Genomic DNA, 11,075 nt, shown 5'->3' on the forward strand with positions numbered 1-11,075 from the left:
ATATAACACCCCAAAAGCAATGCCATTGCAGTGTAATATCATCGTTATTGAAAGGCAACATAAAAAGACCTGTTGCTCAACCGCATAGCACATCGTGTGCCAATGGTTGGTAGATTGAAAATTCTTAGCCTCTGTCTTCCACGCTCCTTGCCACGCTTTCGCACTTTAATAGCAGCGTTCTGCCTCTGTCACTTTGCGCTAATGGCAGACAAGAAGGTAGATGCTGGTAGCTTATCGCTGTTCACCAAATTGCCACGAGTGAAGGGTTGATAAGCATAACGCACAAATTTGGGTTGCTGAACGCTGTCGCTCCACGCCTCAAGAACACCATCTTTCAAAGTGGTTTGGGCTGGATAAAACACCTTATCGGCACCTGCAAGTTCTAAAGTGCGCAAAGGTTGATTGTCGGCTGTGGTGAGATTCTTTCCATATTGAAATTCTACCACCACTTTTTTGCCTTGCATCTTCGCTCCAACAAACAACGGACCGCTGGGCACTATCTGCTCAAATCCCTTGTGTTTCAACAAAGCCCAACGTGCTAAACGCTCACCAATGGGTTGTTTGTTGCGTGGGTGCACGTCGAGAGAGTCGCCCCAATCGCTACTAACTGCCATACCTGTGTTTGCCAATTGTTGCATCATCTTGCGCTGACTATCACGAAACCAGGGCCAAGAGGTGCGGTTGATCGACGATAACTGAACATAGTAGAAGGGTAGGGAGCTATCGGCAAAGAAGCTACGCCACGACTGAATTAAAAGCGGAAACAAGCGTTCGTGTATCTCAATGTTGGTTGCATTCGATTCACCTTGATACCAAATCACTCCATTTACAGCCATATTGTGTAGCGGACGTATTGCACTATCGTATAAATAAGTGGGGTTATAGGGGTGAAGTTGCAGTGGATTCTTGCCGTTTGCCACGTTCTTTGCACGGCGTTGCATCACCCATGGCATCACCATCACCTGTTTATTATATCTATCGTTGAGCAGTTCTGGAATGTTATTCTCGAGTGTTGGGCGGTCTATCCACGACTCGGTAGTACTTCCACCCACTGCATTCATCACCAAACCGATGGGCATTTTCAAGCTATCTCGCAACATCTTGCCAAAGAAATAGGCAACTGCCGAAGCCGAACTAGCTGTTTGTGGGTTGCATTTTGCCCAGCCTTTCGATTCGAAGTATTGCAGTTTGTTGATAGAATCGAGAGCTGTTGTGCTCCAACTAACATCGTCGGTGTTCCAACGAGGCTTGAAATGCAAAAATCGAAGCAATGAGTCTTGCGCCTGAGGAAGAGCCTCTTTGGCGTTAATAGCGTGCGAAAGAGGGAACTCCATGTTCGATTGTCCAGAGCAAACCCACACCTCTCCTGCAACAATGTCTTTGAAAGTGAGGGTAGTTTGTTTGTCGCTTACCTTCAAAGTGTAGTTCTTTCCTAATTCTAAAGGCAAGAATTCAACCTGCCATTGTCCGTCTATTCCTACCTCAATGGTTTTCTTTTGGTTATTGAGTTGTACCGAAACACGGCTCTTTGCGTTAGCTGTTCCGTTTACCACAAAAGGCTTTTGCCAATCAACCACCATGTTATCGCCAAAGTAAAGGGGCATCTTCAATCCGCCAAAGTCGCCTGTTATGGCTTGATAAACAACGTTTGCAAGAATGGTTGCGCCCTCTTTATTGGGGTGAACCGCATCGGGAAGCAACGAAGGACGACTGATTAATGGTTCGTAAAAGTCGACGAGTTGCGCTCCAACAACGCCCGCAACATATTCTATTTCTTTTTGAATATCCTTGTGCCAGTCACGTGTTCCTGCTAAAAAACGAAAATGTTGATGGGTTAAAGGACTCATGCGTGCAATGATGATGTGCGCCTTTGGGTTTACTTTCTTAAAACTATTGACCAACGAAATATAATCGGGAACAAACTCATCTCTATAAAAAGGCCAGTTACGAGGGTCGGTATCGTTCACTCCAAGATGAATAACTACGATGTCTGCCTTATAATTTAACGCCTCAGTATATTCCTTTTGCTGTGTATAAGGGCGGTGTCCGTGATTTAAAAGAGTTGCTCCCGAATGCCCAAAGTTGCCCACAACATAGCCGTTTCCGAGCATTTTCTGAAGCTGAGAGGGGTAACTATCGGTCGAAGGGTTATCTAACAAATAGCCAAAGGTGATGCTGTTTCCTACACATGCCACTTTAATGGGCTTTTGAACTGCATGCAAACAAAGGGTAAGCAGGGCAAATATAAAACTAAGGAAAGTCTTTTTCATTGTTTATTTCAAATCTTTAGGGTGTTAAAACAATGTTATTGATGAATTGTATTTGTGCAAACTTAATCATTTTTATCCACACTTTGCATGCTTTTAATGGCTTTTTGATGGTTTCTTTCATTTTTCATTATCCCCGAAAAAATGGTTATAAAACAAAGTGTTTATGAATGTGTTGGCAACGAACAATGAAAGAAGAAAGGAAACACTGCATAACTTATTTTGAAGTGGATAAAACTAAAGAGCAGTAAAAATGTGTTTTTTACTTTGATTTGGCAATTATTTCTACTAACTTTGCAACATCTATGAAAGAGTTTTTACAGGTCTTACGTCGCTTTGTGCCACCTTATAAAAAATATTTGGCACTCTCTGTACTATTTAACATACTGTCGGCAGTATTGAATATCTTTTCTTTTGCTGCGCTTATACCCATACTTCAAATCCTATTCAAAACGGAAAAAGTAGCGGTTGCAACTCGTTTGATGAGCTGGAACGAAGCAAGTATAAAAGAAGTAGTGAGCAATAATGCCGATTTCTATGTGCAACAGCTCGCTAATGAATGGGGCACCAGTACTACATTGCTTGTTATTGGCTTGCTATTGGCTGTGATGACGTTCTTAAAAACGGGCGCATACTTCCTTTCTTCGGCATCTATCATCCCCATAAGAACAGGCATTGTGCGTGATATTCGCAATCAGTTGTATCGTAAAATCACATCGCTTTCAATGGGTTTCTTCTCTGAAGAGCGCAAAGGAGATATCATTGCACGAATGAGTGGCGATGTTCAAGAGGTAGAAAACTCTATCATGTCGTCGCTAGATATGCTTTTTAAGAATCCAATTCTTATCGTTATCTACTTCAGTACGCTTATCTTCATCTCGTGGCAACTCACCATTTTCACCCTTCTTTTTGTGCCTTTGTTTGGCTGGATCATGGGTCTTGTGGGCAGAAAGCTAAAAGCTGGCTCGCTAACAGCACAAAGTTTGTGGAGCGATACCATGAGTCAAGTAGAAGAAACGCTTGGCGGTTTGCGCATCATTAAAGCGTTTTGCGCTGAAGAAAAGATGAATAAACGATTCGATAAGGTGAACAGCGACTATCGAAATAGCGTTAAAAAGGTTGCAATTCGCCAGCAAATGGCTCACCCAATGAGCGAATTCATGGGCACAGTGATGATTGTTGTGGTGCTTTGGTTTGGTGGAATGCTCGTGTTAAACTACAACTCGATAAGCGGTTCGACCTTTATTTATTACCTTGTGATACTTTATAGCATCATTAACCCCTTGAAAGAGTTTTCTAAAGCGGGTTATGCTATCCCCAAAGGACTGGCTTCTATGGAGCGAATCGACAAGATATTAAAGGCAGAAATAGCTATTAAAGACCCCGAAAAGCCTGTTCAAATCAATGGTTTTAACCATCAAATAGAATTCAAAAATGTTTCGTTTAAATACAACGAACAATGGGTTCTTCGCCATATCAACCTCGTAATTCCTAAAGGAAAGACTGTTGCTTTGGTGGGACAAAGCGGTAGTGGCAAGAGTACTCTTGTGGATTTAATTCCTCGTTACTATGATGTTCAAGAGGGAGAGATACTCATTGATGGCATCAACATTAAGGACTTAGGAGTGAATAACCTAAGAGAATTGATGGGAAATGTGAACCAAGAGGCTATTCTTTTTAACGATTCGTTTAGAAACAACATTTCTTTTGGAGTGGAAGACGCTTCTTTAGAGCAGATTGAAGAGGCGGCAAAGATTGCCAATGCACACGAGTTTATTTTGCAATCAGAGAACCAATACGACACAAACATAGGCGACAGAGGTAGTCGTTTGTCTGGTGGTCAACGCCAAAGAGTGAGCATTGCACGTGCAATATTAAAGAATCCGCCTATCTTAATACTTGATGAAGCAACCAGTGCACTCGACACTGAGAGTGAAAGATTGGTGCAAGACGCTTTGGAAAGACTCATGAAAAGTCGCACAACAATCGCTATTGCACACCGACTTTCTACCATTCGACATGCCGATGAGATATGTGTTCTGCATCAAGGAGAGATTGTTGAGCAGGGAACTCACGAAGAATTACTGAATAAAGACGGTTATTATAAACGATTAAACGACATGCAAAAGTAGGCTACAACACTACTTTCACGTCGCCAAAAGCTTACAATCAGCACTATAAAGCTATTTAATTACACTATGTACAGATTGATTTACGCTTTCTTCTACACCCTTTCTCTATTGCCGATGTGGTGCCTTTATCGCCTATCGGATATGGGTTTCGTATTGATTTACTACATCTTACGATACAGAAGAAATGTGGTAAAAAGCAATCTTACATCATCTTTTCCTGAAAAGTCGCAAGAAGAGCTAAAAGAAATCGAACGAAAATTTTATCGTTGGTTTGCCGATTACTTCATCGAATCGGTGAAATTGTTATCTATCAGTAAAGAAGAACTGAGCAAACGACTCACTATTATCAATGCAAAACACATTGAAGAATGTTTCAAAGAAGGGCAAGATTGCGCAGGAATATTAGGACATTACTGCAATTGGGAGTGGCTTTCGTGCATAGGTATTAGTCTTCCGAGCGACAGAAAGATAGGACTTATCTACAAACCCATCAGAAATAAAACAATAGATAAATTGTTTTATCAATTGCGTTCGTGCGTTGGTGGAGTGCCAGTGCCTAAGAATGAAATTCTAAGATACCTCGTTCAATATCGCAAAGAGGGTGTAAGAAGTTTGTTTGGGTATATCTCCGACCAGTCGCCAAGATGGCAAAACATTCACCTTTGGCTTCCTTTTCTGAATCACGAAACGCCTGTTTTCACAGGAACAGAGCGCATAATGCGAAAGATGAACAATGCCGTTTACTATGTAGAGATGAACAGACCGAAGCGAGGTTACTACACTTGTGAATTTCATTTGATTACAAAAGATCCACAAAGTATGCCCGAACACGAGATAACTCGTCAATTCTTCAAAATGCTCGAGCAATCAATTAAAAATCAACCACACCTTTATCTTTGGACACATAAGCGTTGGAAACGCACCAAAGAAGAGTTTGATAGCAGATTTATAATTGAAAATGGAAAGGTTGTTCCTAAGTAATCACAACCCCAAACACCGATAAACAATGATTATAGGATATGATGCTAAGCGCATAGTGAATAACAACACGGGCTTAGGAAGCTATGGAAGAAACCTCATTAACTCATTAGTTCCGCTGTTAGAAACTAATGATAAGTTGCTACTTTACACCCCTTCGTTTGGCAATGAACAGCTAAGAAGTCAGGTAATCGATAGCAATCAGGTTCAATACGTCTATCCTCAAAAAGCTTCTAACGGCATCATGCGTGGCTTGTGGCGCACCTTTGGCATCACAAAACAAATCAAAGCAGAGCCAATAGACCTGTTTCACGGCTTGTCGGGTGAGCTTCCTATCGGCATAAAACGCACTAACACGGCTGCAGTTGTAACCATTCACGACCTTATTTTCCTTCGTCATCCCGAGTTTTACAACCCTCTTGACGTAGCAATCTATCGCTGGAAGTTTAAGAAAGCCTGCCAAGAAGCCGACCGAATGATTGCTATCAGCGAGCGAACCAAGTTCGATATCATGCACTTTGGCAATTATCCTGAAGACAAAATAGATGTTATTTATCAATCGGCATCACAGCGTTTTCAAACTCATCTCTCTAACAATCAGCTACAAGCAATTCGCCAAAAGTTTCAACTTCCACAACAATTCATTTTAAACGTCGGCACCATTGAGAAGCGAAAAAATATCCTTCAGGCAGTAAAAGCCTTGCCCTTGCTATCCAACGACACCCACCTTGTTATCGTTGGGCGCAACACTCCATATGTAAAGGAGATCGAAGCATGGACAAAGAGCCACGCCCTTACCTCAAGAGTACATATTTTGAACAACGTGAGCAACGACGATTTGGCGGGCATTTATCAGCTTGCCACCTGCTTTGTTTACCCTTCTCGCTACGAAGGTTTCGGTCTTCCCATCATCGAAGCCATTCAATGTGGATTGTGTGTTGTGGCTTGCACAGGCTCATGTTTAGAAGAAGCGGGAGGCAACTCGTGCCTATATGTTCACCCAGACGATGTTGAAGGCATGGCAGCAGCATTGAAACAGCTGCTCGACAACCCTGAAGAAAGAACCCAAAGAGCGCAAAAAGCCCGTGAATATGTCACCCGATTCGAAAACAATAACGTGGCAGTTCAGGTGCAACAACAATATCTAAAAACCATCGAAACCAAGCGTTTATCGATGAAAAGATAAGATTATCGCTCACCCCAACCATTATATAAGACCCCGAAAAGATATGGCATACAAAATAATGATTGACGAACAATACGAAGATATGCGTGCATTCTTAACCTCTATCCCTTCGATCTTCGACACAGAAGGAGTGGAGATATACGACGGACGCAACACCATTAAATCGTTTACGTTGCCTAATGGCGAAACAATCAACGTGAAAAGATTTCATAAACCTTCGTTTTTCAATCAGCTTGTCTACTCTTTTAACATCCGCAAACCAAAGGGTTTAAGGGCTTTTCAGTTTCCTTATATTCTCAAAGAAAAGCAAATAGAAACCCCACAAAGCGTGGCTTATATCGAAGAGCGCAACAGCTTTCACCTCTTGCAACACTCTTATTATGCCTACATCAAATGTTCTTATACCAACGATTTATACGATATGGGAGGCAAACGAGATGCCGAAGCATTTGAAAGGGTAGAGGCTTTAGCAAATTTCACGGCGCACATGCACAACAACGGGGTGTTACACAAAGACTTTTCGCCTGGTAATATTCTTTGGGAAAAAGACGAAAAGGGATATCACTTTGCTGTTATCGACATCAACCGAATGGAGTTTAAGCAGATAGATATCAACGAAGGCTGTGCCAATTTCGCACGTCTTTGGGGAATTACCGAGATGTTTAGAACCATGGCAAGAGCCTATGCCAAAGCCAGAAACTTTGATGTTGACGAGTGCGAGCGTCTTGTTGTGATGCACAGAAACAAGTTTTGGAAGAACTATGGCAAGCGACATTACATCAGTTTTCCACTCGATTAGTTGCCCGTTTACCGCCTTTTGTTTCGCCAAGTGAGCCTCATCATGCTTCTTCTGCATTCCACTTGCCCGTCTTCACTGCCCAATTGGTCTTCATTCTATACTCAACTCATCATCTTTTCAGTTCAAAATTTCAACATTGTCGGTAGAGTTCTGCTGTTTGTTCCTTTCACTTAGTTTCCTTTTTCCTTTCCTTCCTTCGCCTTTCTCACTCCACTTTCGCTCCCTGCTCATTCCACTCATTTTGAAAGGTCAGAACACTTTTCAAAGCAAGCCAATCCACCTGCTTTGCAATAGCATTGCTTTTAGCTTTCAATAGCAACGCTTTTAAGTAGCAATATGCCTGCTTTTATCCTCAAAAAACATTGCTTTTATATCCACCTCTTGGCGTGCTTCTTTCACTCTCGCATCTCATTTTTTCGATCATTTTTTGTACCATCGCTCTTATATATAATAAGGTATAAGGGAAAAACAGACGACTTTTGAGAAGCAAAAAGAGGGTATCAATGAGCTTTTTTCAAAAAATAGACCCAAAGAGCATGAGATGAAAAGCAATAAAAGGGTCATTTTTATCCGAAAAAGACTCAAAAACAATGCACAAACAACCCCCTTATGTGCAAAAAAGGTCGTTTTTTGAGAAAAATATTTGCTGAATTAAATAAAAAGTCGTTTCTTTGCATGCGATTTTCACTTAGAAATTAAATTACAAACATTTAAAAAACAAACAATTATGTCAGCAATTGAAGAAAAAGTAAGAGCTATTATCGTTGATAAACTTGGTGTAGATGAAACAGAAGTAAAGCCAGAAGCAAGCTTCACTAACGACCTTGGTGCAGATTCACTTGACACTGTTGAGCTTATCATGGAATTCGAAAAGGAATTCAGTATCTCTATTCCAGACGATAAAGCAGAAAAGATTTCAACTGTAGGAGACGCAATCGCTTACATAGAAGAAAACTCAAAATAATTATAAAAAGTTGAGAATTGAGCTATAAGAGATAGACTTGAGCAAAGAAAGATGAAGCGAGTTGCCCTAGGGTAATAATTTATTTGCATCATCTCTCCTTGTTCATTATCTATCTCTTATTTGTATATAAACAGCGCAAGTTAGCCAATTCGCTTTTTAAATCTTCTATATTACTTTTGGTCTCCACTTAAATTCAATAATAAAATGGAACTTAAAAGAGTTGTTGTTACAGGACTTGGTGCTGTAACACCCGTTGGAAATACTCCAGAAGAAACCTGGAACAACCTAATTAACGGTAAAAGTGGAGCTGCTTCTATAACAGCTTTCAACACAGAAAAATTCAAAACCACGTTTGCATGCGAGGTTAAAGACCTCAATATCAATGAGTATATCGATCGCAAAGAAGCTCGTAAGCTCGATAGATACACTCAATTGGCTATCATTAGTGCAATGCAAGGAGTTAAAGACGCTGGTTTTGATTTAGAAAAAGAAAACCTTAACCGCATAGGTGTAGTGTATGGTGTGGGTATTGGCGGTATTAAAACTTTCGAAGACGAGGTTACCAGCTATGCTACTCGCAAAGAAGAAGGACCTAAATTCAATCCTTTCTTCATTCCAAAAATGATCGCTGATATCGCATCAGGACAAATTTCGATGCTATATGGCTTTCATGGACCTAACTATGCAACCACTTCTGCATGTGCATCATCAACCAATGCACTCGCAGATGCATTCAACCTTATCCGCTTAGGCAAAGCCGATGTAATGGTAAGTGGTGGTGCAGAGGCTGCAATATGCGAATGTGGAGTAGGCGGTTTCAACGCTCTTCACGCACTATCTACTCGTAATGACGACCCAGAACACGCTTCTCGCCCCTTCAGTGCAAGTAGAGATGGATTCGTTATGGGTGAAGGTGCAGCATGTATTGTGCTAGAAGAGCTAGAACATGCAAAGGCTCGTGGAGCTAAGATCTATGCAGAAATGGTGGGAGAAGGCGCAAGTGCCGATGCACACCACATCACTGCAAGTCACCCAGAGGGCTTAGGTGCAAAGCTTGTAATGAGCAATGCGCTTGAAGATGCACAAATGAAGCCAGAAGATATCGACTATATCAACGTACATGGTACATCTACTCCTGTTGGAGATATATCTGAAGCGAAAGCTATTAAGGAACTCTTTGGCGACCATGCATATAAACTTAACATCAGTTCTACTAAGTCAATGACTGGTCACTTACTTGGTGCTGCTGGTGCAGTAGAGGCTATGGCGTGCATTCTTTCAGTGCAAAACGACATCGTTCCTCCAACTATCAACCACGAAGAGGGTGATGAAGATCCTAACATAGACTACAAAATGAATTTCACATTCAACAAGGCTCAGAAGCGAGAAGTGCGTGCTGCGCTTAGCAACACATTTGGTTTCGGTGGCCATAACGCATGTGTAGTGTTCAAGAAATATGCTGAATAGTAATTTCATAGATAAAATAAAGCTCCCATTCCGCAAGGAAAAGGAGCTTTATTTGTCGTTATATACTATCCTAGGATTCTATCCTCGCAACATTGAATTATACCAAATGGCGTTGAGCCACAAAAGTATTCACTTTAAAAATAAAAAGGGAAAGCCTGTTAACAACGAGCGATTAGAATTCTTAGGCGATGCCATTCTCGATGCAATAGTCGGAGATATCGTGTATAAACACTTCCCTGGAAAGCGTGAAGGCTTTCTAACTAACACCAGAAGTAAACTTGTTCAAAGAGAAACACTCAACAAAATAGCCCAAGAAATTGGTCTTTCTCGACTCATTTATTCTAGCGGTCGCAACTTTTCTCACAACAGTTACATGGCTGGAAATGCTTTCGAAGCACTCATTGGTGCGCTTTATTTAGACAGAGGCTACAATCTTTGCATGCGCTTTATGCAAGAGAAAATCTTAAAAAAGATGGTGAACATCGACACGGTGGCATACAAAGAAGTGAACTTTAAGAGCCGACTTATCGAATGGGCGCAAAAGAATAAGATGAACATTGCATTCAACTTATTAGAACAAAAGAAAGACGAAGAGGGCAACCCTGTATTCAAATACTGCGTGGTGATCGAAGGAATAAAGTGTAATTCGGCATCGGGCTTTAGTAAGAAGGAGAGCCAACAGCTCGCATCGGAAGAGACTTTGGAATGTATTAAAAAGAATACTCGATTCTCAACCGCACTTTTTGAAGCTAAGAAAAAACGACTAGAAGCCGAGCAAAACCAAGAAACTGCCCAAGAGCAAACCACAGAAAACAACGAAAACAACACTCAACCTGCTCAAGACGAGCCTTTAGAATCAACAGTAATTACTACAAATGGAAAACCAAAAGAAGAGGTTGTGGAGATGAAAGAGATAGAAGAATTCGATTTATCGGATATCACTGCCAACCCAAAAGAACCCACACAAGAAGAAATTATTGCTGCTGCTGAAGAAGCTGCGTTTGCAGGTAAGGAGTAGAAAAAAATAAAAAAGGATGTCAGTTGATGTCCTTTTTTATTTTATAGACGAATGAAGTGGGGGAGAAGCAACATGCAATTGAAAGATACATTGCCCACTATCAATATCATTTTTTCTACTATTCTTTCCCTCTAACGCCTCAAAACACCAAAAGAGGGTAGTAGTAGGTTGAACAAATAGAAAGCCTTTCACGGCAAAAGAAAAGCACCAAGAAAGCAATTCAACAACCAGCATTCAACAAAAGCAATGCTTTCGCCCCTTAAA

Annotated in this window: 8 protein-coding genes; 7 read left to right on the forward strand and 1 reads right to left on the reverse strand. The window is 41.1% G+C overall.

The features are described 5' to 3' along the window. Positions 1–188: 188 nt before the first annotated feature. Positions 189–2,270 (reverse strand): GDSL-type esterase/lipase family protein, encoded by a 2,082-nt coding sequence (locus tag HMPREF0669_RS07465; RefSeq protein ID WP_009228089.1) that lies wholly within the window; start codon positions 2,268–2,270, stop codon positions 189–191. Positions 2,271–2,572: 302 nt separating this feature from the next. Between HMPREF0669_RS07465 and HMPREF0669_RS07470 the strand changes: the two genes are divergently transcribed. The 7 genes from HMPREF0669_RS07470 (at position 2,573) to rnc (ending at position 10,811) form a co-directional block, all read left to right on the forward strand. Further along, a complete protein-coding gene (locus HMPREF0669_RS07470; RefSeq protein WP_009228088.1) occupies positions 2,573–4,399 on the forward strand; it encodes an ABC transporter ATP-binding protein in 1,827 nt (608 codons plus the stop codon). A 66-nt stretch (positions 4,400–4,465) separates the two neighbouring features. Then, positions 4,466–5,380 (forward strand): lysophospholipid acyltransferase family protein, encoded by a 915-nt coding sequence (locus HMPREF0669_RS07475; RefSeq protein WP_009228087.1) that lies wholly within the window; start codon positions 4,466–4,468, stop codon positions 5,378–5,380. Between the two features lie 25 nt (positions 5,381–5,405). Continuing rightward, positions 5,406–6,563, forward strand: a complete 1,158-nt coding sequence (locus tag HMPREF0669_RS07480; protein ID WP_009228086.1) for a glycosyltransferase family 1 protein — start codon at positions 5,406–5,408, stop codon at positions 6,561–6,563. Positions 6,564–6,606: 43 nt separating this feature from the next. Further along, complete coding sequence (locus HMPREF0669_RS07485; protein ID WP_009228085.1) at positions 6,607–7,362, forward strand: lipopolysaccharide kinase InaA family protein; 756 nt, start codon at positions 6,607–6,609, stop codon at positions 7,360–7,362. Positions 7,363–8,089: 727 nt separating this feature from the next. Then, positions 8,090–8,326 (forward strand): acyl carrier protein, encoded by a 237-nt coding sequence (locus HMPREF0669_RS07490; RefSeq protein ID WP_009228083.1) that lies wholly within the window; start codon positions 8,090–8,092, stop codon positions 8,324–8,326. 204 nt (positions 8,327–8,530) lie between these two features. Further along, the gene (gene fabF / locus HMPREF0669_RS07495; protein ID WP_009228082.1) at positions 8,531–9,793 is read left to right on the forward strand and encodes a beta-ketoacyl-ACP synthase II; all 1,263 of its coding nucleotides are present in this window, start codon (positions 8,531–8,533) and stop codon (positions 9,791–9,793) included. After that, the gene (gene rnc, locus HMPREF0669_RS07500; RefSeq protein WP_020967305.1) at positions 9,783–10,811 is read left to right on the forward strand and encodes a ribonuclease III; all 1,029 of its coding nucleotides are present in this window, start codon (positions 9,783–9,785) and stop codon (positions 10,809–10,811) included. The genes fabF and rnc overlap by 11 nt, the downstream gene beginning before the upstream one ends. The last annotated feature ends 264 nt before the right edge of the window (positions 10,812–11,075 follow it).

The sequence above is a fragment of the Prevotella sp. oral taxon 299 str. F0039 genome, from assembly GCF_000163055.2.
Classification (GTDB): domain Bacteria; phylum Bacteroidota; class Bacteroidia; order Bacteroidales; family Bacteroidaceae; genus Prevotella.

Coding starts and splice junctions, on each gene's coding strand:
- HMPREF0669_RS07465 (WP_009228089.1), bottom strand. CDS start 2,270: ATGAAAAAGACTTTCCTTAGTTTTATATTTGCCCTGCTTACCCTTTGT.
- HMPREF0669_RS07470 (WP_009228088.1), top strand. CDS start 2,573: ATGAAAGAGTTTTTACAGGTCTTACGTCGCTTTGTGCCACCTTATAAA.
- HMPREF0669_RS07475 (WP_009228087.1), top strand. CDS start 4,466: ATGTACAGATTGATTTACGCTTTCTTCTACACCCTTTCTCTATTGCCG.
- HMPREF0669_RS07480 (WP_009228086.1), top strand. CDS start 5,406: ATGATTATAGGATATGATGCTAAGCGCATAGTGAATAACAACACGGGC.
- HMPREF0669_RS07485 (WP_009228085.1), top strand. CDS start 6,607: ATGGCATACAAAATAATGATTGACGAACAATACGAAGATATGCGTGCA.
- HMPREF0669_RS07490 (WP_009228083.1), top strand. CDS start 8,090: ATGTCAGCAATTGAAGAAAAAGTAAGAGCTATTATCGTTGATAAACTT.
- fabF (WP_009228082.1), top strand. CDS start 8,531: ATGGAACTTAAAAGAGTTGTTGTTACAGGACTTGGTGCTGTAACACCC.
- rnc (WP_020967305.1), top strand. CDS start 9,783: ATGCTGAATAGTAATTTCATAGATAAAATAAAGCTCCCATTCCGCAAG.